The organism is Seonamhaeicola sp. ABD4_340 (assembly GCF_056312135.1).
Map to the genome: position 1 here is coordinate 1,557,856 of NZ_CM149981.1, position 24,886 is coordinate 1,582,741.

24 protein-coding genes and 1 tRNA gene are annotated in these 24,886 nt (G+C 31.7%); 13 read left to right on the forward strand and 12 right to left on the reverse strand.

The genetic code is table 11. The features are described 5' to 3' along the window. Position 1: 1 nt before the first annotated feature. Genes ACYX4H_RS06760 through ACYX4H_RS06770 form a run of 3 tightly spaced genes read right to left on the reverse strand, consistent with a single transcriptional unit; the run spans position 2 to position 3,116 of the window. Complete coding sequence (locus ACYX4H_RS06760; RefSeq protein ID WP_476238453.1) at positions 2-1,174, reverse strand: efflux RND transporter periplasmic adaptor subunit; 1,173 nt, start codon at positions 1,172-1,174, stop codon at positions 2-4. 6 nt (positions 1,175-1,180) lie between these two features. Beyond that, on the reverse strand, positions 1,181-2,506 hold the full coding sequence (locus tag ACYX4H_RS06765; RefSeq protein ID WP_476238454.1) for a TolC family protein: 1,326 nt from the start codon (positions 2,504-2,506) through the stop codon (positions 1,181-1,183). 4 nt (positions 2,507-2,510) lie between these two features. Then, positions 2,511-3,116 (reverse strand): TetR/AcrR family transcriptional regulator, encoded by a 606-nt coding sequence (locus ACYX4H_RS06770; RefSeq protein ID WP_476238455.1) that lies wholly within the window; start codon positions 3,114-3,116, stop codon positions 2,511-2,513. Between the two features lie 123 nt (positions 3,117-3,239). On the opposite strand from ACYX4H_RS06770, the gene ACYX4H_RS06775 reads away from it, so the two are divergent. Both ACYX4H_RS06775 and ACYX4H_RS06780 read left to right on the forward strand, forming a co-directional pair. Continuing rightward, positions 3,240-4,214, forward strand: a complete 975-nt coding sequence (locus ACYX4H_RS06775) for a polyprenyl synthetase family protein (RefSeq protein WP_476238456.1) — start codon at positions 3,240-3,242, stop codon at positions 4,212-4,214. Next, the gene (locus ACYX4H_RS06780) at positions 4,214-4,561 is read left to right on the forward strand and encodes a hypothetical protein (RefSeq protein ID WP_476238457.1); all 348 of its coding nucleotides are present in this window, start codon (positions 4,214-4,216) and stop codon (positions 4,559-4,561) included. The genes ACYX4H_RS06775 and ACYX4H_RS06780 overlap by 1 nt, the downstream gene beginning before the upstream one ends. Positions 4,562-4,563: 2 nt before the next feature. On the opposite strand, the gene ACYX4H_RS06785 is transcribed toward ACYX4H_RS06780, so the two are convergent. After that, complete coding sequence (locus tag ACYX4H_RS06785) at positions 4,564-5,064, reverse strand: c-type cytochrome (RefSeq protein WP_476238459.1); 501 nt, start codon at positions 5,062-5,064, stop codon at positions 4,564-4,566. A gap of 330 nt (positions 5,065-5,394) precedes the next feature. On the opposite strand from ACYX4H_RS06785, the gene ACYX4H_RS06790 reads away from it, so the two are divergent. Both ACYX4H_RS06790 and odhB read left to right on the forward strand, forming a co-directional pair. Continuing rightward, on the forward strand, positions 5,395-8,133 hold the full coding sequence (locus ACYX4H_RS06790) for a 2-oxoglutarate dehydrogenase E1 component (protein WP_476238460.1): 2,739 nt from the start codon (positions 5,395-5,397) through the stop codon (positions 8,131-8,133). A 41-nt stretch (positions 8,134-8,174) separates the two neighbouring features. Continuing rightward, entirely contained in the window at positions 8,175-9,386 is a 1,212-nt protein-coding gene (gene odhB / locus ACYX4H_RS06795) for a 2-oxoglutarate dehydrogenase complex dihydrolipoyllysine-residue succinyltransferase (RefSeq protein WP_476238461.1), read from the forward strand. Positions 9,387-9,878: 492 nt separating this feature from the next. Here odhB and ACYX4H_RS06800 read toward each other — a convergent pair whose 3' ends face one another. After that, the gene (locus tag ACYX4H_RS06800) at positions 9,879-10,511 is read right to left on the reverse strand and encodes a response regulator (protein WP_475294775.1); all 633 of its coding nucleotides are present in this window, start codon (positions 10,509-10,511) and stop codon (positions 9,879-9,881) included. Between the two features lie 46 nt (positions 10,512-10,557). After that, a complete protein-coding gene (locus tag ACYX4H_RS06805) occupies positions 10,558-11,001 on the reverse strand; it encodes a retropepsin-like aspartic protease family protein (protein WP_475294774.1) in 444 nt (147 codons plus the stop codon). Positions 11,002-11,077: 76 nt separating this feature from the next. Here ACYX4H_RS06805 and ACYX4H_RS06810 point away from each other — a divergent pair, with 76 nt between their 5' ends. From ACYX4H_RS06810 to ACYX4H_RS06845, 8 genes are all read left to right on the forward strand, one after another. Further along, complete coding sequence (locus ACYX4H_RS06810; RefSeq protein ID WP_476238462.1) at positions 11,078-11,845, forward strand: TatD family hydrolase; 768 nt, start codon at positions 11,078-11,080, stop codon at positions 11,843-11,845. A gap of 6 nt (positions 11,846-11,851) precedes the next feature. Next, positions 11,852-12,880, forward strand: coding sequence for an asparaginase (locus ACYX4H_RS06815; RefSeq protein ID WP_476238463.1), 1,029 nt, complete (start codon positions 11,852-11,854; stop codon positions 12,878-12,880). Between the two features lie 80 nt (positions 12,881-12,960). Further along, positions 12,961-13,048: transfer RNA gene (locus ACYX4H_RS06820), tRNA-Ser, on the forward strand. Between the two features lie 72 nt (positions 13,049-13,120). Further along, positions 13,121-13,897, forward strand: a complete 777-nt coding sequence (locus tag ACYX4H_RS06825) for a MotA/TolQ/ExbB proton channel family protein (RefSeq protein WP_475294771.1) — start codon at positions 13,121-13,123, stop codon at positions 13,895-13,897. A 26-nt stretch (positions 13,898-13,923) separates the two neighbouring features. Then, positions 13,924-14,370 carry a hypothetical protein gene (locus ACYX4H_RS06830; protein WP_476238465.1) on the forward strand — a complete coding sequence of 149 codons (447 nt, stop codon included), beginning with the start codon at positions 13,924-13,926 and terminating at the stop codon, positions 14,368-14,370. Positions 14,371-14,375: 5 nt separating this feature from the next. Then, entirely contained in the window at positions 14,376-14,963 is a 588-nt protein-coding gene (locus tag ACYX4H_RS06835) for an ExbD/TolR family protein (protein WP_147131201.1), read from the forward strand. Between the two features lie 15 nt (positions 14,964-14,978). After that, the gene (locus ACYX4H_RS06840; protein ID WP_147131198.1) at positions 14,979-15,455 is read left to right on the forward strand and encodes an ExbD/TolR family protein; all 477 of its coding nucleotides are present in this window, start codon (positions 14,979-14,981) and stop codon (positions 15,453-15,455) included. A 90-nt stretch (positions 15,456-15,545) separates the two neighbouring features. Next, positions 15,546-16,238, forward strand: a complete 693-nt coding sequence (locus tag ACYX4H_RS06845) for a porin family protein (protein ID WP_476238467.1) — start codon at positions 15,546-15,548, stop codon at positions 16,236-16,238. On the opposite strand, the gene ACYX4H_RS06850 is transcribed toward ACYX4H_RS06845, so the two are convergent. From ACYX4H_RS06850 to ACYX4H_RS06865, 4 genes are all read right to left on the reverse strand, one after another. Then, positions 16,233-16,838: a hypothetical protein gene (locus ACYX4H_RS06850; RefSeq protein WP_476238469.1), complete on the reverse strand. Its 606-nt coding sequence runs from the start codon at positions 16,836-16,838 to the stop codon at positions 16,233-16,235. The two genes, ACYX4H_RS06845 and ACYX4H_RS06850, sit on opposite strands and share 6 nt — an antisense overlap. After that, on the reverse strand, positions 16,838-18,292 hold the full coding sequence (rpoN, locus tag ACYX4H_RS06855) for an RNA polymerase factor sigma-54 (protein ID WP_475294767.1): 1,455 nt from the start codon (positions 18,290-18,292) through the stop codon (positions 16,838-16,840). Before rpoN ends, ACYX4H_RS06850 begins: the two co-directional genes overlap by 1 nt. Positions 18,293-18,407: 115 nt before the next feature. Then, positions 18,408-19,841, reverse strand: coding sequence for an asparagine--tRNA ligase (asnS, locus tag ACYX4H_RS06860; protein ID WP_476238471.1), 1,434 nt, complete (start codon positions 19,839-19,841; stop codon positions 18,408-18,410). A gap of 100 nt (positions 19,842-19,941) precedes the next feature. Then, complete coding sequence (locus ACYX4H_RS06865) at positions 19,942-22,344, reverse strand: efflux RND transporter permease subunit (RefSeq protein WP_476238472.1); 2,403 nt, start codon at positions 22,342-22,344, stop codon at positions 19,942-19,944. Between the two features lie 278 nt (positions 22,345-22,622). Here ACYX4H_RS06865 and ACYX4H_RS06870 point away from each other — a divergent pair, with 278 nt between their 5' ends. Further along, complete coding sequence (locus ACYX4H_RS06870) at positions 22,623-23,069, forward strand: hypothetical protein (RefSeq protein ID WP_476238473.1); 447 nt, start codon at positions 22,623-22,625, stop codon at positions 23,067-23,069. A gap of 11 nt (positions 23,070-23,080) precedes the next feature. On the opposite strand, the gene ACYX4H_RS06875 is transcribed toward ACYX4H_RS06870, so the two are convergent. Both ACYX4H_RS06875 and ACYX4H_RS06880 read right to left on the reverse strand, forming a co-directional pair. After that, entirely contained in the window at positions 23,081-23,419 is a 339-nt protein-coding gene (locus ACYX4H_RS06875) for a hypothetical protein (RefSeq protein ID WP_476238475.1), read from the reverse strand. Between the two features lie 142 nt (positions 23,420-23,561). Next, entirely contained in the window at positions 23,562-24,833 is a 1,272-nt protein-coding gene (locus tag ACYX4H_RS06880) for a hypothetical protein (RefSeq protein WP_476238476.1), read from the reverse strand. Positions 24,834-24,886 lie beyond the last annotated feature (53 nt).

A 24,886-nucleotide genomic window follows, 5' to 3' on the forward strand; every position in this document is an offset into this window, starting at 1 on the left:
TTTAGGCTTGAATAGATAGAATTTTTACATCCTGTCCGTCTTTTACACTTCTTGCGCCTTCATCAATAATTTCATCGCCGCTTTTTAAGCCAGAAAGCACTTCAATATTATCACCTTGTGTTTTGCCGGTTTTAATTATTACACGTTTTGCTTTTGCCATAGCATCTTTTTTATCTGAAATAATGTAAACGTATTGTTCGCCTTCAGCGTTTTCAGAAATAATACTTTGTTTAATTAAAATGGCGTTTTCGCTGGTATAATCATTCACCTTTAATTTTGCAGTAAGGTTGGGTTTTATGTTGTTGTCTTTGTTTTTTATGGCAACTTCAGCTTTAAAAGTTCGGTTAGCGGGATTGATAAAATTTCCTGCTTGACGAATTTTAGCATCAATGGTTGTGCCTAAAATAGGAAACTCTACTTCTACATTTTTACCAGGCACAACGTTTGAAATGTAGCGTTCTGGCACATCAGTTTCAATATACATATCTTGTAGGTTTACAATTCTGAAAAGCATTGATTGCCCTGGGGCTACAACGGTACCTTCTTCAGTAATTACATCATCAATTGTGCCTGTAAAAGGTGCTCTAACTAGTGTTTTACCTACTTGTTGTTGTAGTTGGCTAACGGCTTGTTCTTGCGCTTCGAAAGCCGATTTTGCTTGTAAATATTGAATTTCACTACCTATTTTTTGATTCCAAAGTCTTTCTTGTCGCTCAAAGGTTGTTTTGGCTAAATCTGTTTGAATTTTTAACTGCGCTAATTGTTGGCTTAAGCCGCCATCATCAATTTTAGCTAATATTTGCCCTTTGCTAACTTTTTGTCCGTCTTTTACGTATACTTTGGTAAGTAATCCAGAATATTCAGGGTAAATAACCACGTTTTGTTTTGTGCTAACGTTGCCTTGTAATTCAACAAAGTGGTTAAAAACGGTTTCTTTTGCTGTAAAGGTTGTTATTAACGGTAATTTTTCTAACGGATCTAAAACTTTAATTTCTTTTTCAAGTTGTTTTAATTGCGCCGAAATTTCTTGAGCAGCAACATCAAGTTCGTTTTTCTTTTTTCTTATAAGATCTAAGTCTTTTGAAGCAATAACATCTTCAACAGATTGTTTTTTATCTCCACCACAAGATGTTAATATTATGGCGCTAAATACAGTTAAATAAATATATTTCATGATGGGTTATTGTTTTAGGTTTAATAAGTTTTTTAGTGTTGCTTTTTTGTTAATTACATCAATAATAGCTTGTAAGTACTCTTGTTGGCTAGCGTAAAGTTGCGTTTGTGCTTGTCTTAAATCAAAGCTACTAGCAATACCTTCTTTGTATTTTATGGTGTTTTTGCGTTCTATTTTTTCGGCAAGCTTTAGGTTTTTTTGTTTGTTATTATAGGTGTCTATAGCTAATTGGTAGTCGTTTTTTGCATTTTTAAATTCAATAGCCAATTGGTTTTCAGTATCAATTAAATTGTTTTTGGCTATATCCCATTGAATTTTTGCGCGTTCTCTTCGGGCTTTACCTCCAAACGATGTGAAAATTGGCACTGTTAGCGTTATACCACCGGCGGTTGTAAATAACCATTCTTGCTCTGGTTTAAAGTAGTTTGAAAATGAATTGCTGTAACCTAAATAATTGGAAGTAACAAAGGCGTTGAGCTTTGGTAGTTGTTCAGATTTTTCTAGTTTATACTCTAATCGTTTGCTTTCTACATCATTTAAAGCTATTTTATAATCAATGTTATTGCTTACTTGGTGCGTATCACTAATTAAGTTTAATGCTATGTTTTCTATTACTAAATTGTCTAAAGTATCAGTAAGTGATATTGTTTCGTTTTGGTTAATACCTAATAATATTTTTAAATAACCTTTTGAAATATCAAACAGAGTTTCTAAACTTCGTAAGTTGTTTTCTAAGCTAGATAGGGTTAGTTGTAGTTGTTCAACATCTTCTTCTTCGGTTAAACCATTTTCAAATATTTTTTGAGTTTCGTTTAAGTTTTTAGTTAAAACATTGATGTTGTTTTTTGTAATAACAATACTCTCTTTAGTTAGTAAAGCGTTGTTATAAGCACTAACTACATTGTTTTCTATAGTGTTTATGGTTTTGTTTTTAGCATTTTTTGATATTTCTAAAAATACTTTGTTAGACTGTAAACCAACAATATAGCCGCCATCAAAAAGTAACTGGTTTAAAGTGATGCTTGGTGTTACATTATGCTTTGGAAATAGAAACCTAAAAGGATCATCTTCAGGTAAGCTATTAATATCAAAAGGAGTTTTTATGTTAATAGAATAATCTACTTTACCATTAATTTGAGGTAAACCGCGTGCGGTAGTTTCCCAAACTTGTTGTTTAGCTGCTAAAACATCAAGTTCAGCATTTTTAATGGTTCGGTTGTTTTCTAAAGCATAATTTATGGCTTCTTGCAAAGAAAAACTATGTTTATTTTCTTGGGCAAAAACGCCATATGCACATAGAAAACTAAAAAATATTACGAACTGGTTTTTCATGTTTTTATGATTGATTTGACTTTATGTATTTGTTTAATATTTCAAAACCTTTGCTGGTAACAATGGCTCTTAAGTGGTACTCTAAATAACTTTCAATAAGGTACTCCATGTCATATTCTGTTGAAGGAAAAAGCGTTTCGTCTTTTATACCCATCATACCGTTGTAGTACATTCTTGCAATAAAATCTATGTTAATGCTATCTCTGAACAAACCTGTTTTTACACCTTTTTCAAGGCTATTTTTTACAGAGCCAAACATTTTATTAAACTGTTTAACTTTTAATTGATTAAAAATATTAACATAGTATTTTTTTAATTGGTATTGTGGTGAAGTTTTTTCGTTTTTTAAATGCTGTAAAACAAACAATTTAATATCGTACAGTTCTTCAATTGGGTTGGCCGATGTGTTATAAATACCATCAATACCTTGGCAAATATTTTCAAACACCGAAAACGTTACGGCTTCAACCAATTTGGTTTTATTGGCAAAATGTACGTAAATGGTTTTTTTTGATATGCCCATTTCATTAGCAATATCATCCATTGTAACGCTTTTAAAACCAAGTGTTAAAAACAAATTTGTGGCTTTATCTATAATTTTTTCTCTCATAAGTGGCGCAAAAATACTTTAGGAAACTTAAAAAACAAAAAAAGTTTCCTAAGTTTTACTTTTTTTTAACACTAACTTTACCTTAAGTGTATTTAATACGGCTAATTAATTTATTTTTGTTGCATGTTATCAATAGAAAAATACCAAGAAGCTTTTTTAAATTATTTAAAATCGAATAGTTTTGAAAAGCAACCTGCAGGTTTATACAATCCGGTAAACTATATTCTAGGGTTGGGCGGTAAACGCTTAAGACCCGTTTTAACGCTTATGTGTGCCGATATTTTTAATGGCAATTACCAAAAAGCTTTAAAAGCCGCCATGGCTGTTGAGGTGTTTCATAATTTCACACTAGTACATGATGATATTATGGATGATGCGCCTTTACGAAGAGGTAAAGTAACCGTACATGAAAAATGGAATATAAATACTGGTATTTTGTCTGGTGATGCTATGCTAATTTTAGCTTACCAGCTTTTTGAAGATTATGATGATAGTACGTTTAAAGCACTTACAAAATTATTTAGCAAAACCGCATTGCAAGTTTGCGAAGGCCAGCAATATGATGTAGATTTTGAAACAAGAAACGATGTAACCATTGCAGAATATTTAACAATGATTGAATATAAAACGGCGGTTTTAGTGGCAGCTGCAATGCAAATGGGAGCAATTATTGCTGAAGCTAATGCGGGTAACCAACAAAGTATTTATAAGTTTGGCCAAAATTTGGGTATTGCGTTTCAGTTACAAGATGATTATTTAGATGCCTTTGGAAACCCAGAAACCTTTGGCAAACAAGTTGGAGGTGATATTATTGAAAACAAAAAAACCTATTTGTATTTAAAAGCTTTAGAGTTTGCTGATGCCAATGAAAAACAAAGGCTCATTCAATTATTTAACACCGAAACCACAAAAACCGAAGAAAAAATATTTGTTGTTAAAGAGTTGTTTAAATCTACTGGAGCAGCCAAAGCAACGCTTCAAGCAGTAGAAAATTACACCAATAAAGCTTTTGAAGTTTTAGAAACGTTAAACATTTCAGAAGAAAAAAAACAACTACTAAAAACTTTTGGTAACAACCTAATGCGCCGTAACGTGTAATGCAACTGCCAACATCATTTGATAATTTAATAGAAGAAGCTCACAGCTTAAATTTGTACAAAAATCTTATAAATCAGCTTAATAAAGATTTTTTGTATGCTAATATAGATTTAGATTTTCATGAAGATATCTTGCCTTCAAGTTTAAAAATTGTACTACATGAAACTGTTTACAAACTAATACAAGAAAAATTTGCCGATTACCTAAATCTACTTTATATAGTTGATGTATCTGAAAAAGCCGTGAAAGCTTTACAAGGTGATGATGTTGTTAAACTAGCCGAAGATGTAGCGTTTCTCATTCTAAAACGCGAATGGCAAAAAGTGTGGTTTCGTAATAAGTATTAAAATTACATCGTTCTAAAATATTCTAAAATGGCTCTGGCATCAGCTTCGGTTACATCTTGCTTTGGCATAATGGTGCCTTCAAACTCATTAAATAACGCTTTAGCAAGTGTGTCTTTTTCAATCATTTCAATAGGATTAAGCAAAAAATTCATAACCCATTCTGGTGAGCGTCTTTTTAAAATATCTTTTGGTGCCGGACCAATAAACTTTTTGTCAGTTCTATGGCAAGCGGCACAAAGCTTTTTAAAACGTTCTTTGCCATGTGCAGCCATGGTTTGGTCTATATTATTTTGAAGTGTAACATTGCTAACAGGCCCAATACCTTTGTTGTTTAAATGTACTTGTTTTGATGGTGGTAAACCAACATCTTCTTTCTTAATATTAGTATTTGTAGTTTCAGTTTTTTTTTCTTGATAGCTAAAACCATTTTTTTCTTGTTGGTTCTCTTTACAAGCTAAAAAGGTTAAGCAAATAAAAAAAAGTATTTTAAGTGAAGATTTCATAAGCTGCTTGCTGGTTTTCTAGCAAATTTAAAAACATAAAAAACTAAAAATTATGATAAATGTCAATTTCAAATGTTAGAAGACTGTTAAAGGATAGTTTGTTCTATTTGTTAAAATTTAAAATTATTATTGCGTAATTTGTCAATTCTCTTGGTAAATATGTAATTTTTACTAAAAACCATTGAAAAAGATTGAATAATTAACAATTTATAGAATGTAATTGTTAAAAGTAGCTGTATAGCTTTTAAATATTTTAAAAGAAAGACTTAATTTTTATAAAAGTTGTATTTTTGATGAATGTTTTTTAAGACGAGTTAGGATAAAAAAATAATGGACAGATATTCCTTTTTAAATGCAGCTCACACGGCTTATTTTGCCGATTTGTATGAGCAATATTTACAAAACCCAGATAGTGTAGAACCTAGTTGGAGAGCTTTCTTTCAAGGGTATGATTTTGGTAGCGAAAGCTATGGTTTAAACGGCGAAATACTTGAAGGTGTTTCTACCCAAATGCCAGAGCAACTTCAAAAAGAGTTTCAAGTTGTTAAACTTATTGATGGTTACAGAATGCGCGGGCACTTGTTTACTAAAACAAACCCTGTTAGAGAAAGACGTACTTACAAACCAACTTTAGAGCTTCACAATTTCGGACTTTCCGAAAACGATTTAGATACCGTTTTTAATGCCGGTGAAGTTTTAGGTTTAAAAGCACAAACACTTCGTGAAATATTAAAACACCTTGAGTTAATTTATTGTGATTCTATTGGTGTTGAATACATGTATTTGCGTAACCCTGAGGTTATTAAATGGTGGCAAGACAAGTTAAATGTTAACGATAATCACCCACAATACTCAGCCGATACTAAAAAGTATATTCTTTCAAAACTAAACCAAGCTGTAAATTTTGAAAACTTTTTACAAACAAAATATGTTGGGCAAAAACGTTTTTCTTTAGAAGGAGGCGAATCGTTAATACCAGCAATTAGTAATGCACTTTACAACGCTGTTGAAAAATACGGTGTCAAAGAGTGTGTACTAGGTATGGCGCACCGCGGTAGGTTAAGCACATTGGTTAATATTTTTAGAAAACCATTACACGAACTTTTTAGTGAGTTTGAAGGTAAAGATTTTGAAGATCAAAATATTGATGGCGATGTAAAATACCACCTAGGTTTAACTTTAAATAAAACCTACCAAAACGGTAAAAACATAAAAATGAATTTAGTGCCTAATCCTTCGCACTTAGAAACTGTTGGTCCTGTTGCCGAAGGTATTACGCGCGCTAAAATAGATAACGATTATAACGGCGATGACTCTAAAATTCTGCCAATTTTAGTACACGGTGATGCCGCCATTGCAGGCCAAGGTATTGTGTATGAGGTAGCACAAATGAGTAAACTAAACGGGTACAAAACCGGCGGTACTATACATATTGTTGTTAATAACCAAATAGGATTTACAACAAACTATCTAGATGCCCGCTCAAGCACATATTGTACTGATGTTGCAAAAGTTACACTATCACCAGTAATGCACGTAAATGCTGATGATGCCGAAGCTGTAGCGCATGCAATTGAAATGGCGTTAGATTACAGAATGCGTTTCAAAAAAGATGTATATATAGATTTATTGGGTTATAGAAAATACGGCCACAATGAAGGTGATGAGCCAAGATTTACTCAACCAAAATTATATAAAAACATAGCAAAACACCCTAATCCGCTTAAAATTTATGTTGATAAGTTAATAGCTGAAGGAACTATTGATAAAGCGTATTCTGAAGGTATTGTAGCTGAATTTAAAGAGCGTTTAGAAAGCGAATACACAAAAGCCAAAGAAGCTGATGCTTCAAAAGTACGTGAGTTCATGCAAGAACGCTGGACAGACTTTACACGTCGTGGTTTAGATGCTATGTTGCAAGAAACAAACACAGCATATGCCGAAGATAGTTTAAAACACATTTCAAAAGTCGTTTCAACAGTGCCCGAAGGTGTTAAGTTTTTACGTAAAGCAGAACGTATTCTTCAAGGTAGAGAAAAAATGGTTTTTGAAACTGATACTTTAGATTGGGGAATGGCTGAAACTTTAGCCTACGGAAGCTTACTTGAAGAAGGTTTTAATGTTAGAATTTCAGGGCAAGATGTTGAGCGAGGTACCTTTAGTCACCGTCACGCTATTTTACGTGATGAAATTTCCGAAGAACGCATCAATTTATTAAATACAAACCCAAATAATAAAGGCGAAATGTACATTTACAATTCGTTTTTATCAGAATATGGTGTGTTAGGTTTTGATTATGGTTACGCCATGGCAAACCCAAACACATTAACCATTTGGGAAGCACAGTTTGGAGATTTTAGTAATGGTGCACAAATTATTTTTGATCAGTATTTAAGTGCTGCCGAAGATAAATGGAAAGCACAAAACGGTGTTGTGGTGTTGCTACCACACGGTTATGAAGGGCAAGGGTCAGAGCACTCATCAGCAAGAATGGAGCGCTACTTGCAATTATGTGCCAATGATAATATGATTGTGGCCGATTGTACAACACCAGCAAACTTCTTCCATTTGTTACGCAGGCAAATGAAGCGAGATTACCGTAAACCATTAATTGTATTCACGCCTAAAAGTTTATTAAGGCACCCAAAAGCAGTTTCATCTATAAAAGATTTAGCTAACGGAACATTCCAAGAAGTAATTGATGATACGATAAATCCAGAAACAGTAAAAAAACTAGTTTTCTGTACAGGTAAATTCTATTATGAATTATTAGAAGAAAGAGAAACACAAAACAGAAACGATGTTGCTATTGTTAGAATAGAGCAATTATTCCCGCTTCATACTGATAAAATTCAGTCAATAATAAACCGTTACTCAAATGTAGAAACGTATATTTGGGCACAAGAAGAACCTAAAAACATGGGGGCTTGGGGGCACATAGCACAGCGTTTAGATTTAGTAAAATTAGAGGTGTGTTCAAGACCATACAATTCGGTACCAGCGCCCGGTTCAAGCGCTAGAGACAAAGCAAGACAACGTAAAGTTATAGAAGACGTTTTCAGTATATAAAAATTAAAAAAGAAAAAATTTACAATTAAAATTATTACAAGATGATTTTAGAAATGAAAGTACCATCACCAGGAGAATCTATTACAGAGGTAGAAATAGCAACTTGGTTAGTAGAAGATGGAGATTATGTTGAAAAAGACCAAGCTATTGCAGAAGTAGATAGTGATAAAGCAACACTAGAACTTCCTGCAGAGGTTAGTGGTACTATAACACTGAAAGCAGAAGAAGGTGATGCTGTTGAGGTTGGAGCCGTTGTTTGCTTAATAGATACAAGTGCAGAAAAGCCTAAAGGAGGCGAAGCGCCAAAAGCAGAAACTAAAGAAGAAGCACCTAAAGCTGAAGTTAAAAAAACTGAGCCAGTAAAAACAGAAACTTATGCTACCGGAACAGCAAGTCCTGCTGCTAAAAAGATTTTAGCCGAAAAAGGAATGGAAGCAGGTTCTATAAAAGGCACAGGTAAAGATGGAAGAGTAACAAAAGACGATGCAATTAAAGCAGTACCATCAATGGGTACACCAACCGGTGGTAGCCGTGGCACCTCTAGAAGTAAAATGTCTATGTTGCGCCGTAAAGTAGCTGAACGTTTAGTTGAAGCTAAAAACACAACGGCCATGTTAACAACGTTTAACGAAGTTGATATGTCTCCAATATTTGCTTTAAGAAGTGAATATAAAGAAACCTTTAAAGCTAAACATGGTGTTAGTTTAGGGTTTATGAGTTTCTTTACTTTAGCTGTTGTGCGTGCATTAAAAATGTATCCGGCAGTAAATTCTATGATAGATGGTAAAGAAATGTTATCATATGATTTTTGTGATATTAGTATTGCAGTTTCTGGCCCTAAAGGATTAATGGTGCCAGTAATTAGAAATGCTGAAAACTTAAGTTTTAGAGGTGTAGAGTCTGAAGTTAAGCGTTTAGCTTTACGCGCCAGAGATGGCCAAATTACGGTTGATGAAATGACAGGTGGTACTTTTACAATTACCAATGGTGGTGTGTTTGGTAGTATGTTATCTACACCAATAATTAACCCACCACAAAGTGGTATTTTAGGAATGCACAATATTGTTGAGCGCCCCGTAGCTGTTGATGGTAAAGTAGAAATTAGACCAATTATGTACGTAGCATTATCTTATGACCATAGAATTATTGATGGTAAAGAAAGTGTAGGGTTTTTAGTGGCTGTTAAAGAAGCTTTAGAAAATCCAATAGAAATATTAATGAATAACGATGTTAAAAAGGCTTTAGAACTGTAGTTTTTAATAACATTTGTTTACAAAATAAAAAGAGAATGCTAGGTTGGAAGCATTCTCTTTTTTTGTTTTTGAGACTAACTCAAATAAAAAGTAGATAAATGTTTATGGAGATAATTATAAGTATTAGTATAGTTAAACCAACTATACAGCATTTTTGTAACACGTTATTTTGTTTGTTCATCACTTCCATTAGATAATAGCATTTTAGGTTTGATGTAAAACTCTACGCCATTACAGCGTAGAGTTTAAAATAATTCTATCTCTCAAAAAAGAATTATGTATAGCTTAATAGCACTGTAAAATTATACTTTGTAGTAATGAAAAAAAATAAGCAGTTATACGTATTTTTTTATAATAAGGTAGTTTTTTAAATAGCGAAAGCCCTAGGTTTTAATAACACTAGAGCTTTCTTATTCTCCCTAAGAACTAATTAATAGCACTGTAAAAGTATGTTATATAAGACTAAAAAAAAATACGCAGTTCTACGTATTTTTATAAATGTGCCTTATTTAGGTTGGCCCAAATAGATAATGATGTTGGTTTATTATCTAACCCAAGTTTGGCAACTATGTTACTACGGTGCTTATCTACTGTTCTAACAGATATTGATAGTTCTTCGGCTATGTTTTGGCTTGTTTTGTTTTCAGAAATAAGTTTTACAATTCTTAATTCTGCTTTTGTAAGCTTGTCTAAGTCTTTTAAATGGCTATTTATTGGGCTTGCGTTTAAAAAAGAGGCTATTTCTTTGCTAAAATAGGGTTTGCTTTCAGCAACATGTTTAATACAGGTTTCAATTTCTTCAATTGCAAATTCTTTTAAAATATAACCGTAAACATTAAAACTTCTTGCTTGTTCAAAAAGTTCTTCTTCTTTATCAAAAGTTATTAAAATTACTTTGGTTTTAAGGTTGTTTTTTAAACACTCTTCGGCTATTTCTAAACCTGTTTTGTAGGGCATTCTAATATCTAAAATGGCAATTTCAGGTTTTAATTTAACTATTAAGTTGTAGGCTGCTTTGCCGTCATTAGCGCTTCCAACAATATTAAATCCTTTTGAGGTTAAAAAATCGGTTAAACCTCGTAATAAAAGCGGATGATCATCAGCTATGACAATTGATGTATTCATTTTTTAGTTTAGAGAGATAGATGGTTAAATCCTTAAACAATAAGGACTAAACCTTTAAATATAAGTATTTCTTTTGATAATCTATTATGGCTTTACCTTTTTTTAAAATATCGGCACCTATAATACCATCAACAGGTTTTGCATTATGGTTCATTAAGGCCGTATTTACATGTGTTAAATTAAAAAGCACTAAAATTACTTTGTTGTGGCGCCATTTGCCAATTTTAACTTTATTTTTTTTTGATATTTTGGTTTCCATGTTGGTAGAACCTGCACCAGCCGCCTTAATAACAGAATCTTCAGCATCAAGATTAAAGGTTTCAATAGCTTCAAAACCAACACAAGAGCTAGATGCTCCAGTGTCTAAAATAAACAGCCCTTTTTGCCCGTTTATTGTAGCTTTTATTTCAAAATGATTAGTTTTGGTAAGGTGAAGCTTTACTTTTGTATAGCCTTGATTTAGTAAAAAATCACGAAGAGAATAATCCATTAAACCTTAAATTTACAGCGTAAAAATACTATAATAAAAACGATTATTTTTACAAAAAATTATAAATAGTATACTTTTGATAATTACAGATACTCACACACATTTATATAGCGAAGCCTTTGATGAAGATAGGCATGAAATGATTAATAGAGCTTTGGCCGCAAACGTTTCAAGATTTTTTATACCAGCCATAGATTCAACTTACACAGCATCAATGCTGCAATTAGAAAAAGACTTTCCAGAAAACGTTTTTTTAATGATGGGTCTACACCCAACACATGTAAAAGAAAATTTTAAAGAAGAATTAAAGCATGTTGAAGATATGCTTGCTAAAAGACATTTTTATGCCGTTGGCGAAATTGGAATAGATTTGTATTGGGATAAAAGCACTTTAAATATTCAAATTGAAGCGTTTAAATACCAAATAGCGTTGGCAAAAAAATATAAATTGCCTATTGTAATTCATTGTCGTGAAGCTTTCAATGAAATTTTTGAAGTTTTAGAAACTGTTAATGATGAAAACTTATTTGGCATTTTCCATTGTTTTACCGGCACTTTAGAACAAGCACAAAAAGCAATAAGTTATAATATGAAATTGGGTATTGGAGGCGTTTCAACATTTAAAAACGGTAAAATTGATAAATTTTTAAAGCAAATAGATCTTAAACATATTGTTTTAGAAACCGATGCGCCGTATTTAGCACCAACACCTTATAGAGGAAAAAGAAACGAGTCATTATATATAATACGTGTTTTAGAAAAACTATCAGAAATATATGGTGTTTCAAAAGAAGAAATAGCGCATATTACAACCCATAACTCTAAAGCTATATTTGGTATTTAATTAAAAATGAAGCAGGCAAAACCCAACATATTACTTATTTATACTGGTGGTACCATTGGTATGGTTAAAGATTTTAAAACAGGTGCATTAAAAGCATTCGATTTTAAAACCCTTTTAGAAAAAATACCCGAATTGCAGTTGTTAGATTGTAATATTGAAACCGTATCAAATAAACCTATAGATTCTAGTAATATGAATCCGGCTTATTGGGTGCAAATTGCAGAATTAATAGAAAGCAATTATAATAGCTTTGATGGTTTTGTAATATTGCATGGTAGTGATACTATGAGCTACACCGCTTCGGCATTAAGCTTTATGTTAGAAAACTTATCAAAACCAGTTATTTTTACAGGCTCTCAATTACCTATTGGCCATTTACGTACTGATGCCAAAGAAAACCTAATAACATCTATACAAGTAGCATCTTTACAAAAAGAAGGTAAGCCCATAATACAAGAAGTGTGTTTGTATTTTGAATATAAATTGTACAGAGGCAACCGTACCACCAAAATAAACGCAGAACATTTTCAAGCATTTGCATCACCTAATTATGCTGAATTGGCCGAATCTGGTGTGCATTTAAAAATAAATGACGAATATTTATTTAAGCCCAAAAAAAATAAAGCTTTCAAAGTTTATAAAAATTTAAACAACAACATTGGTTTAATAAAAATGTTTCCAGGAATAACAAAGCAAATAATTGAAAGCATTTTTAACACACCACATTTAAAAGGTATTATTTTAGAAACATACGGCGCCGGTAATTGTACCACCGAGACCTGGTTTATAAAATTACTTGAAGAAAACATAAAAAAAGGTATTCATGTAGTAAATATTACACAATGTACTGGTGGTAGTGTTATAATGGGGCACTATGAAACAAGTAATATGCTAAAAAAAATAGGTGTAATTTCTGGAAAAGATTTAACCACCGAAGCGGCTATTTGCAAGTTAATGTACTTAATTGGTCAGAATATTTCCAAAGAAATGTTCAAATCTGCCTATGAAATGTCCTTAAGAGGAGAAATGACCTAAAATTAACGTTATAAAATTTTAAGGTTTAAAGAATTTTTTGTTATTTCATCCCCCGTAATTAATACGATTGAAATATTTAAAGAGAGGTGGCCGAGTGGTCTAAGGCGCACGCCTGGAAAGTGTGTATACCTCAAAAGGGTATCGAGGGTTCGAATCCCTTCCTCTCTGCTGTTATTTCTTTCACATTAATTGCTTTTTTTATATCTTTAACACTTTAACTAATAAAATTAAGATCGAGACATGAAAAGATTATTTTCTATCCTAGCCATTACAGGAATGATGGTATTTGGAACTGCTAATGCAACTACAATTGCAACTACAACTACAGCTACAACAACTGTGGCTACAACAATTCAAGAAGATGCAGCTGCGGATGCTGGAGAAGAGCTTGGATTTCACCAAGAATTAAAAAAGAGATTTATTGAAGGAGGCCCAGGTTTTATGGGTATTGTATTGTTATGTTTAATTCTAGGTTTAGCAATTGCTATTGAGAGAATTATCTTTTTAAATCTTTCTACAACTAATACAAAAAAATTAACTCAAAATGTAGAAGATGCTTTAGCTTCTGGTGGTGTAGAAGCTGCTAAAGAAGTTTGTAGAAACACAAAAGGGCCTATCGCTTCTATTTTCTATCAAGGTTTAGATAGAACTGATGAAGGTATTGAAGCTGCTGAAAAAGCTGTTGTTGCTTACGGTGGCGTACAAATGGGTCAATTAGAGAAAAACGTGTCTTGGATTTCATTATTTATCGCTCTTGCACCAATGTTAGGTTTCATGGGTACGGTAATTGGTATGATTCAGGCATTTGATAAAATTGAAGCTGCTGGAGATATGCAACCATCATTAGTTGCTGGTGGTATTAAAGTAGCACTTTTAACAACAGTATTTGGTCTTATTGTGGCTATTATTCTTCAAATTTTTTACAATTATATTATTGCTAAAATTGATAGTATAGTTAATGATATGGAAGATGCTTCTATAACATTAATGGATCTATTGATTAGAAACAAAAAGTAATAGTATAATTAAAAAATATTTGAATTATGAATTCACAAAAAATAATTAGTATCATAATGGGTATTGTAGGGGCGCTCTCTGCTGTATTCCTATTTATGATCATCAGCACAGGCGATGAAGCCATCAAAGCTGGAGAAGCAAGTGGAGCAGTAAACTCATTTATGTACATTGCTTATGCTATTTTAGCGCTTATTGCAGTAATAGTTTTAATTTTTGTTATAAGAGGCTTATTTGCTGGTAACATTAAAAAAACATTATTATCTGTTGGAGCTTTCTTAGCAATAGTTGTTATCTCTTATGCGATATCATCAGGTACAGATTTAGATTTAAAACCTTTTATTGAAAAAGGACAAGATGTAACTGAGGCTACATCTAAAAACGTAGGCGCAGGTTTATATGCATTTTATGTGTTAGCTGTTTTAGCAATTGCATCTATGGCGTACTCAGGAGTTAAAAAAATATTTAATAAATAATAATTATGGCAAAAAGAGCAGCACCAGAAGTTAATGCGGGCTCCATGGCCGACATTGCGTTCTTATTATTAATATTTTTCTTAGTAACAACAACCATTGAGGTAGATTCTGGTATTAACCGAAAATTACCTCCAATGGAAGAGTCTGAGGACAATGTAATAATTAAGCAAAAAAATATCTTTACAGTGTTACTTAATGGTAAAGACCAATTGCTTGTTGAGGATGAATTAATGGAGTTAAAAGATTTAAGAGCAGCAGCTATTGAATTTTTAGATAACGGAGGCGACGGATCTTGTGATTACTGTAGCGGTAAAAAAGATCCAGCTTCATCTGATAATCCTGATAAAGCAATCATATCATTAAAAAACGAAAGAGAAACAACTTACAAAACATACATTGCTGTACAAAATGAATTAGTAGCAGCATATAATGTTTTAAGAGACCAAAGAGCTAAAAAGCTTTACGGAACTTCTTTTTCAGAAATGGAAGCTAACTATAAAGATGTTAATTGGCCAGGGAATAAAGATAAACTGAAAGAAAAGATAGACAGAATAAAAACTGAATATCCGCAAAAGCTTTCAGAAGTACAATAATTTAAATTTACTAATATGTCTAAATTTAAAAAGAAAAAAAGCGGTGCTTTACCGGCTATATCAACAGCATCTTTACCTGATATTGTTTTTATGTTATTATTCTTTTTCATGGTAGCAACAGTAATGAGGCAAAATACCTTGATGATTGAAAATAACTTACCATTTGCAGATCAAGTTGAAAAACTAGATAAAAAAGATTTGGTTATGTATATTTATGCAGGAAAACCAAGTGACAACTACAAGCAATACGGTACAGAAGCAAAAATTCAGTTAAATGATAAATTTGCTGATGTTAATGAAATAGCAGCTTTTATAGCCGCTGAAAGAGCATCAAAAAGAGAAGAATTAATTCCGTTTTTAACTACAGCTTTAAAAGTTGATAGTGATGCAAACATGGGGTTAATAGGTGATATTAAGCAAGAGTTACGTAAAGTGAATGCACTTAAAATTAATTATACTACCAAAAAGGGTAGTGTGTTAGGTAACAACTAGTTTACACTCTTAATTTTATATAAAAAGGCGTTTTGGTTTTCAAAACGCCTTTTTATATTTAAACAGTTTTTTATAATAATTACTTAGCTAATGAAATATTTTACCGCCATTATTTTTATTTTAGGGTGTGCAGTACAAATTATAGCACAAAATAACAATTTGCAAGAGCAAGTTGTAGATTCCCTTTATAAAGAAGATCAGTTTTACGCCGGTGTTACTTATAATTTACTTGCTAATAAGCCTAAAGGCATGAACCAAAATGGCTTTTCCCTTGGTTTTCATATTGGCTTTATTAAAGATATGCCAATAAATAAAAACCGAAATAAGGCATTGGCATTAGGTTTGGGTTATTCATCTAATTCATACAATCATAATTTGCTAATTAGTGATGAAAACGGTAATATAAATTATTCAATTTTAAATGATAATTCATTCTCAAAAAATAAGTTTACTAATCATTTAATTGAAATGCCTTTTGAATTTAGATGGCGAACATCAACACCAACTGATTATAATTTCTGGAGAATTTATACAGGCTTTAAAGTTGGTTATATTTTTAGTAATGTAGTAAAATATAAAGGAGATTTGGGTGATTTTAAACTTAAAAATACTGATGATTTCAATAAATTTCAGTACGGTTTAACACTTAGTGTTGGTTATAATACCTGGAATTTACATGTGTATTATGCATTAAATACTATGTTAACTAATAGTACCGCATTAAATAATAATGATATAAATATGAATGCCGTTAAAATAGGCCTCATGTTTTACTTTTTATAGCCAATGAGGTATAAGTATTAGCTGTGGCAATAAACCAATAAATAACCCCATTAAAAGCTCTTTAGGGCTATGTGCTTTAAGATGAAGCCTAGAAGTAGCCACAGCTCCAATTAAAATACTCATAAAAGCTAAAGTGTTGTTTAAATTTAAACTAAAATGAATACTCAAAGCAATAAAAAACATAAATACACCACTTACCGCAATTATATGAATACTAACTTTAAACTTAAATAAAGCAAGTGTTAAACAGGCCATAGTAGATATTAAAACACCAACAAAGAAATAGTATAACTCTAACACTTGTGTTGGCGGAATTATACGTTGCAAAACAATTATAATTACTGCAGAGTTTAGCATTAAAGGGTATACGCGTTCTCTTGTTGTTTTTAGGTATATAGACTTTACCAAACCCAAAGTTTTTAGTAAAAAGTACAACAGAATTGGTAAAATAACGGTTAAAATAGAAAGCGATACCAACTTAGCCCATACTATTTCTTTAGGATAATCTCTTGGGGTTATTAAAAAATAGTAGATTACTCCAAACAAGGGCATTAACAACGGATGAAAAACGTACGAAATACTTCTTAAAACAAAATTCATTATATTTTTTTACGAAGTCTAGCCACTGGGATATCTAATTGCTCTCTATATTTTGCAACGGTTCTACGGGCAATTGGGTAACCTTTTTCTTTTAAAATACCAGCCAAAGTTTCATCAGTTAAAGGTTTTCTTTTGTTTTCTTCTTCAATAACTGTTTCTAGTATTTTTTTAATTTCTCTTGTTGAAACATCTTCTCCTTGATCATTTTTCATAGATTCAGAAAAGAATTCTTTAATTAATTTTGTGCCATAAGGCGTATCAACATATTTACTATTTGCAACCCTAGAAACGGTTGATACATCCATATCAATTTCATCGGCAATATCTTTTAAAATCATAGGGCGTAGCGTGCGTTCATCACCAGTTAAAAAATAATCTTTTTGGTAATGCATAATAGCACTCATGGTAACAAATAATGTTTGCTGGCGCTGTTTTATGGCTTCAATAAACCATTTGGCGGCATCTAATTTTTGCTTTATAAAAATAACCGCATCTTTTTGAGATTTAGATTTGTCTTTAGAATCTTTATATCCCTTCAACATGTTATTATATTCTCTAGATACATGTAATTCTGGGGCGTTACGTCCGTTTAAAGTTAACTCTAATTCACCATCAACAATTTTAATGGCAAAATCAGGCACAATGTGTTCTACAATACGGTTGTTACCAGCATATGAACCACCTGGTTTGGGGTTTAAATGCTCAATTTCAGAAATAGCACCTTTTAATTGTTCTTCAGAAATATCAAATTTTTGAAGTAATTTTTTGTAGTGTTTTTTTGTGAATTGCTCAAAGGCTTTTTCTATAATATTTATGGCCAATTCTACATGAGCAGATTTTTCTTTGCGGTGTAATTGAATGCTTAAACATTCTTGAAGATTTCTAGCGCCAACACCAGCAGGATCTAATTGATGGACTGTTTTTAACACCGATTCTATTTTGTCTTCAGTGGTATATACGTTTTGTGTAAATGCTAAATCGTCCATGATATCTGAAATAGATCTTCTAATATATCCGCTTTCATCAACACTTCCTACTAAAAAAACTGCAATATCGCGCTCTTCGTCACTTAACCTATAGGTGTTTAATTGGTTTATTAAGTGTTGTGTGAATGATGTGCCTGCAGCATAAGGCATGGTTTTATCGTCATCATCACTACTGTAATTGTTGGCATGTGTACGGTAATCGGGTATTTCGTCGTCGCTTAAATATTCGTCAACATTTATATCTTCGGCGTTTATAGATTCGTTGTCATTAAAATCATCACTATTATCAAATTCAGCATCAAAATCATCTTTAGATTCTTTACCGCCTTCAAGTGCTGGATTTTCTTCTAATTCTTGTTTTAAGCGCTGCTCAAAAGCTTGCGTAGGCAACTGTATCAATTTCATTAATTGAATTTGCTGCGGTGAAAGCTTTTGCGATAATTTAAATTGTAAATGTTGCTTGAGCATATTTTGATTTGGTTATTCTTCTAAATTAAAAATAGTTATTTCAACCTAATTTAGCGTAGTTAAAAGTATAAAAATTCTTTTAACTGCAATACTTATACCATAATCAAAACTAATATTAAAATTCTGCGTTATGTGGTGTTCTTGGGTATGGTATTACGTCTCTAATATTACTCATGCCTGTAGCAAACATTACTAAACGCTCAAAACCTAGGCCAAAACCAGCGTGTACAGCGGTACCGTATTTACGCAAATCTAAATACCACCAAAGTTCTTCTTCAGGAATATTTATAGCTGCCATTCTTTGTTTTAATACTTCTAAACGCTCTTCGCGTTGTGCGCCTCCAACAATTTCACCTATGCCTGGGAATAAAATATCCATGGCTCTTACGGTTTTTCCATCGTCATTTAAACGCATGTAAAAGGCTTTGATATTTGCAGGGTAATCAAATAAAATTACGGGGCATTTAAAGTGTTTTTCTACTAAAAAGCGTTCGTGCTCACTTTGTAAATCGGCACCCCATTCATCAATAATATACTTAAATTTCTTTTTCTTGTTGGGTTTGCTGTTGCGTAAAATATCAATAGCTTCGGTGTAGCTTACGCGTTTAAAGTTATTATCTGTTACAAATTTTAATTTTTCAATAAGAGACATGTCATTTCTTTCGGCTTGCGGCTTTCTTTTGTCTTCATCTTGCAAGCGTTTGTCTAGAAATTCTAAATCTTCGGCATTATTTTCTAAAATATATTTAATAACGTATTTTAAAAAATCTTCAGCTAAATCCATGTTTCCTGCCAAATCCATGAAAGCAACTTCGGGTTCAATCATCCAAAATTCGGCTAAATGGCGCGATGTATTTGAGTTTTCGGCCCTAAAAGTTGGCCCAAAAGTGTACACTTTACCTAAAGACATAGCGTATGTTTCGGCTTCTAATTGGCCAGATACGGTTAGGTTGGTTTCTTTACCAAAAAAATCTTGGGTGTAATCTACCTTGCCATCATCGGTTTTTGGTATATTATTTTGGTTTAAGCTAGTTACTTTAAACATTTCGCCAGCACCTTCGGCATCACTTCCAGTAATAATGGGTGCGTGCATGTAATAAAAACCGTTTTCATTAAAATATTTATGAATAGCAAATGAAAGCGTAGAACGCAAACGCATTACAGCACTAAACGTGTTGGTTCTGGTGCGTAAATGTGCATTTTCTCTTAAAAATTCAAAAGAATGTTTTTTAGGTTGAATAGGGTATGTTTCAGGATCTGAGTCTCCTAAAACTTCAAGTTTTTTTACTTGAATTTCAACGGTTTGACCTTTGCCTTGACTTTCTACTAAATTACCGGTAACATGAATGGCGGCACCGGTTGTTATGCGCTTTAAAAGCGTTTCATCAAAATTTTCAAAATCTACTACACATTGTATGTTTTTTAAAGTAGACCCGTCGTTTAAAGCAATAAATCTGTTGGCTCTAAAGGTTTTAACCCAACCTTTAATTTCAACTTCTGTATGTACAATATCTTGAGATAATAATTCTAAAACGTTAAACTGCTGCATTTATATCAAAATTTTGAATGTAAATATAAAAAAAGCCTTTCGGCTTCCAAGTTTTAAATAAGTAAAAATTAAAATTCTATAAGTAAAAATTAAGAAAAAGTTAATTTTTGAAATCGTCATCGGTATCATCTTCCTCTGGAATGATGTTAATTGGCGGTTTTCTTAAAACTTCTTTGTTAGCAATACTGCGTTCTAATGATAATAATAATGATGGTAGTAATAGTAAGTTTGAAAGCATAGCAAAAAGTAATGTGGCCGATACTAATGCGCCCAATGCTACAGTGCCGCCAAAACTTGAAATTGTAAATACCGAAAAGCCAAAAAACAGTACAATTGATGTGTAAAACATACTTACACCGGTTTCACGTAAAGCACCGTAAACCGATGTTTTAATTTTCCAGTTGTTAGCTTGTAATTCTTGCCTGTATTTTGCTAAAAAGTGAATAGTGTCATCAACCGAAATACCAAAAGCAATACTAAAAACTAATATAGTTGAAGGTTTTATGGGTACACCTAAATAGCCCATTAACCCAGCGGTTACAAGTAAAGGTAGTAAGTTTGGAATTAATGATACAATAATCATTCTTGCAGACCTAAACATGTAAGCCATAAATAATGATATTAATAAAATGGCTAGTGATAATGATATGGCCAAATTTTTAACCAAATATTTGGTGCCTTTTTGAAACACCAAGGCTTTACCCGTCATGGTTACATTGTAACGCTCTTTTGGGAATACTTTGTTTATTTTATTTTGAAGATTTTCTTCAATACGTTCCATTTTATCTGTGCCAACATCTTTCATAAATGTTGTAATTCTGGCATATTGCCCTGTGCTGTCAACAAAATTATTAAGCAAATCTACGTTTGAAGATGAGTTTTTTGCGTAAGATAAAATAAAGCTATTTTCTTGTGAAGTAGGTAATTGGTAAAACTTAGGGTTACCATTATAATAAGCTTGCTTTGAGTATTTAACTAAACTAACTACAGATATGGGTTTAGATAACTCGGGCGTTTCAATAATTAAATCTTCTAACTCATTCATGCGTTTAAGCGTTGAAAGTTTCATAACGCCTTTTTTACGTTTGGTATCAACCACAAACTCTAACGGCATAATACCGTTAAATTCTTCTTCAAAAAAACGAATATCTTTAAAAAACTCAGCTTCTTTGGGCATGTCTTCAACTAAACTCCCTGAAATACGTATTTGATAAATACCAATAAAACTAATAGTTAAAAGTAATACCGAAGTAGCGTAAATAGCAATGCGTCTTTGTTTTACCATCCATTCCATCCAGTTTACAAAACCACCAATCCAGCGTTTATTTAAATGCTCTAAATGTCTGTCTTTTGGGTGTGGTAAAAAGGTGTAAATTATAGGTATAATTAATAAACAAAGTATAAATATGGCCAAAATACTTAATGAGGCTACAATACCAAATTCTTTTAGCAATGTACTCTCGGTTAAAATAAATGTTGCAAAGCCAGAAGCAGTTGTAACATTGGTCATTAAAGTAGCATTACCAATTTTAGTAATAACCCGCTGTAAACTTTTTACTTTGTTACCGTGTAATTTTACTTCGTGTTGATATTTATTTATTAAAAATATACAATTAGGTATACCAATAACTATAATTAAAGGTGGTATTAAAGCTGTTAAAACTGTAATTTCATAATTAAAAAGCCCAATAATACCTAGAGTCCACATAACACCAATACACACTACAATAAGTGAAATGAAAGTAGCTCTAAACGACCTGAAAAAGAAAAAGAAAATAACCGATGTTACCAATAAAGCTGCAATAACAAACCAGTTAATTTCATTAATTATTACTTGAGAATTTAAGGTGCGAATGTATGGCATACCCGAAACTCTTACGTTTAGATTGTAAGTGTTTTCAAAGGTTTCAATTTCACTTTCTAAAACATTTAAAACAAAGTTTTTTCTAGCAGGCGTATTTACAATATCTTTTTTTAAATAAATAGCAGTTCTTACTGTTTTGGTTTCTTTATTAAATAAAAAATTATCGTAAAACGGATATTGGTTAAATAATTGGTTTTGTAGTTTTTCAATTTGTTGTAAAGAAGCAATTGAATCTTTAATAAAAGGCTCTAAACTAAATTTCTCGTTTTCAGTATCTTTTACAAGTTTTTGTAAATCTTTTATAGATACTACGGTTTCAACCTCGTTGTATTTTTTAAAACTTTCAGATAGTTTATTCCAGGCATTAAGTTTTTCAATTGTGAAAAGGGTAGTGTCTTTTACACCAAGAATTATTAAGTTACCTTCTTCGCCAAATATTTTTAAAAAGTTATTGTATGTAACGTTAACTTCATGGTCATCTGGTAGTAAATTAGCTTCGGTATTACTAAAACGCATGTTGTCCCATTGGGTGCTAAAAAAAATAGTTGCCCCAATTATGGCCACAAGAATACCAATTTTGTTACGCAAAATTAGTCTTGCAATAATATCCCAAAAGTCTTTGCTAAATAGTTTAAACATACCTTATTATGAAAGCAGCGCAAAGGTAGAAAAAACAAAACATTAAGCTAACCCAAATTACTATAATGTTAGGTTAAATGTTTCAGATTGTTTTTTTTCTGAAGAAAATTATAAAGTGTATACAACTAAACATAAATTTTCAATTAAAATGAATGTTGAAGGTGTGTTTAACTATTTGAAAACAAGTAGATTAAATTTTTGGCACACAATTTGGTAATGATATAATGCAGCGATAGCCGAAAAGCTTAAGAGTAGGCACAAACTAAAATACCCCAATCATGAAAACTAAAATTACTTTATTAAGCACATTTTGCTTGTTATTTACTTTAACCTCTTTTGCTCAAAAAAAACACGGACCTCTAAGTTTTATTAAAAATAAGGTTACAATTGAGAAATACCATAATGCCGAAGATTTAAAAAATATGCCTAAAGGCGAAATTTTAAACTTGTACATGGAGCGTGTTGAAGCCTTAACCCAAATAATTCCTTATGTAGCATTTGCAACAAAACCAGGTGTAACCATGGAAACTCTAGGAATACCTACAAGTAACGACAATAAAAAACAATTAGAAGAGCAACATGAAAACACCAAAAACTACTTAAAAGGCACAGTAGAATTTGAAAAAGTATTGTTACCATATGCCGATACAAGCAAGCTTGTTGCAGCTGTTTTGTTTTATGAAAGCATTATGAAATCTATACACAGTTATGAAGATTTCTTCTAATAGTTTCAACCTTACCAAGAATCATTAGTTTTTTTAAGCACAACCGCAGCAGTAAATATTCTTCGGTTAGTTTCAAGTTTTACTTTCTTGTTATTAAGTCTAGCTTTAACGTAGTTTATTATTTTCGGTTGTTGCGGCTGTATGTTAAGTACATTAATTCTCTCTTTATTGTTAATTTCAAACCTAATAACAACTTTTACATCTTTTTCTAAAAAAAAGTTAGGTTCATTTAAAAGCATAGCAACTTTTACACGTAGCTTGTGTTCAGGGTCTGTGTTACTGGTAACACCAAAAGAATTTGCTGTGAAGAGGCTTAAACACAATAAAAGAAATAGTAAATTTTTAATCATAATTACAGGTTAGGTTATAAATAGATTTGAGGGGATAACAAATATATTTTTCAAAAATATATTTACTGTTTACTAAATGTTATTAAAATTTAACCTAAATGTAATTGCGCTTTTTTTAAAAACAGAAGCTTATGTAAAATACTTACATGGTAATATTGAAAGTGAATTTAAAGGCTACATTATCTGTAAAAGATGGTAAGTGATAATATCCATAGCGATAGGTAAAACTGAGACCAAAACCAAACAAGAGTTTGTTTATTTCAAAACCAGATTCTAAATACCCTTTATCTAAAGTATTAAAACGTATGTTTTCATGTTTTTCAGGTTGCTCCATATTACCAAGAGCAAACCTAGTAATTAAAACTAGTTGTGGGTTGTTACGCTTATAAACCTCAAAAGGTTTTAAAAAATGTTTAAACTGTAGGGTTGTAAATTTATCAGAAAAAAACTCATTAAAATACATAGTTTCAAAACTATTTAAACCGGCTACCGAGAAGCGTTGCATAATAGTTTGTTTTGTAATATTATTTGGGTAAGCGTGGTACATATGTGTTATTGGCACATTGCCATTGGCTAAACCAGCAACCAGCGTAATTTCAGAAAAACTATCATAATCTGTAACAAATAGCTTGTGTAATGCTCTAAAATCTATTTTTGAAAAGCTAAAATCACTATCAAAGGTGTTTTTTAAACTTTTTGAATATTGAAGAGAAAACTTTGGGTATCCAACAACGGTTTCGGCATAATCATTTTCACTATTAAAACTACTAAAAGGGCTCCATTGAAAGGATGCTTTAGCCATTGTTAGCCTAAAATTTGTTAAGCTTGTATTATTTAAATTATAGCTATAGCTGTAGGTTGGTTCAATTTTACTAACCGAAAATTCAACCTCAGATGTTAATTTATTAAATAACTGATGTTCTAAATTTACTGCTTTTGTAATGTGTTTATGAAACAAATCTATATTTAATAATCTAGGTTCAAAAAACTGAAAAAAACGTCCGTCAGTTAAAAATTTGGTGCTTCCTGTTTCTTGTACATCATCAGTGTAAGAAATGTTTAGCCAAGTATTGGTTTTTGGCGCAATTTTATAGCCGCCGCCAATGCTAAACTTAAACCGGTGGTCATTAAACCCGTAAACGGTATAACCATTAACTCTAAAATTTTTTGAAAAAGCCTTGTTTGTAACACCTCCAATACCAGTTCTTATACCTTCGTATTGATTAAATTTTATAAGATATCTTAAATCGAAATTAAAATATTTTGTTGGTAAGTAGCCGTTTCCTAAGTTTTTTAAAAAAAAGGCTTTTTTTGTGCTGTCTTGTTCAACAGTTGTATTTTCACCCAGAGAAGTTTGTGCATTAATTATGTTAAAACAAACTATTGCAATGCATAATAAACAATGTTTTAACATATATTAATTAGAGTGATTAAAATTAAGAAGAAAAAAAGCGGTTTTTAAAACCG

Bases quoted from the DNA above. Each gene is read 5' to 3' on its own strand.
- ACYX4H_RS06760 (WP_476238453.1), bottom strand. From the start codon at position 1,174: ATGAAATATATTTATTTAACTGTATTTAGCGCCATAATATTAACATCT.
- ACYX4H_RS06765 (WP_476238454.1), bottom strand. From the start codon at position 2,506: ATGAAAAACCAGTTCGTAATATTTTTTAGTTTTCTATGTGCATATGGC.
- ACYX4H_RS06770 (WP_476238455.1), bottom strand. From the start codon at position 3,116: ATGAGAGAAAAAATTATAGATAAAGCCACAAATTTGTTTTTAACACTT.
- ACYX4H_RS06775 (WP_476238456.1), top strand. From the start codon at position 3,240: ATGTTATCAATAGAAAAATACCAAGAAGCTTTTTTAAATTATTTAAAA.
- ACYX4H_RS06780 (WP_476238457.1), top strand. From the start codon at position 4,214: ATGCAACTGCCAACATCATTTGATAATTTAATAGAAGAAGCTCACAGC.
- ACYX4H_RS06785 (WP_476238459.1), bottom strand. From the start codon at position 5,064: ATGAAATCTTCACTTAAAATACTTTTTTTTATTTGCTTAACCTTTTTA.
- ACYX4H_RS06790 (WP_476238460.1), top strand. From the start codon at position 5,395: ATGGACAGATATTCCTTTTTAAATGCAGCTCACACGGCTTATTTTGCC.
- odhB (WP_476238461.1), top strand. From the start codon at position 8,175: ATGATTTTAGAAATGAAAGTACCATCACCAGGAGAATCTATTACAGAG.
- ACYX4H_RS06800 (WP_475294775.1), bottom strand. From the start codon at position 10,511: ATGAATACATCAATTGTCATAGCTGATGATCATCCGCTTTTATTACGA.
- ACYX4H_RS06805 (WP_475294774.1), bottom strand. From the start codon at position 11,001: ATGGATTATTCTCTTCGTGATTTTTTACTAAATCAAGGCTATACAAAA.
- ACYX4H_RS06815 (WP_476238463.1), top strand. From the start codon at position 11,852: ATGAAGCAGGCAAAACCCAACATATTACTTATTTATACTGGTGGTACC.
- ACYX4H_RS06825 (WP_475294771.1), top strand. From the start codon at position 13,121: ATGAAAAGATTATTTTCTATCCTAGCCATTACAGGAATGATGGTATTT.
- ACYX4H_RS06830 (WP_476238465.1), top strand. From the start codon at position 13,924: ATGAATTCACAAAAAATAATTAGTATCATAATGGGTATTGTAGGGGCG.
- ACYX4H_RS06835 (WP_147131201.1), top strand. From the start codon at position 14,376: ATGGCAAAAAGAGCAGCACCAGAAGTTAATGCGGGCTCCATGGCCGAC.
- ACYX4H_RS06840 (WP_147131198.1), top strand. From the start codon at position 14,979: ATGTCTAAATTTAAAAAGAAAAAAAGCGGTGCTTTACCGGCTATATCA.
- ACYX4H_RS06845 (WP_476238467.1), top strand. From the start codon at position 15,546: ATGAAATATTTTACCGCCATTATTTTTATTTTAGGGTGTGCAGTACAA.
- ACYX4H_RS06850 (WP_476238469.1), bottom strand. From the start codon at position 16,838: ATGAATTTTGTTTTAAGAAGTATTTCGTACGTTTTTCATCCGTTGTTA.
- rpoN (WP_475294767.1), bottom strand. From the start codon at position 18,292: ATGCTCAAGCAACATTTACAATTTAAATTATCGCAAAAGCTTTCACCG.
- asnS (WP_476238471.1), bottom strand. From the start codon at position 19,841: ATGCAGCAGTTTAACGTTTTAGAATTATTATCTCAAGATATTGTACAT.
- ACYX4H_RS06865 (WP_476238472.1), bottom strand. From the start codon at position 22,344: ATGTTTAAACTATTTAGCAAAGACTTTTGGGATATTATTGCAAGACTA.
- ACYX4H_RS06870 (WP_476238473.1), top strand. From the start codon at position 22,623: ATGAAAACTAAAATTACTTTATTAAGCACATTTTGCTTGTTATTTACT.
- ACYX4H_RS06875 (WP_476238475.1), bottom strand. From the start codon at position 23,419: ATGATTAAAAATTTACTATTTCTTTTATTGTGTTTAAGCCTCTTCACA.
- ACYX4H_RS06880 (WP_476238476.1), bottom strand. From the start codon at position 24,833: ATGTTAAAACATTGTTTATTATGCATTGCAATAGTTTGTTTTAACATA.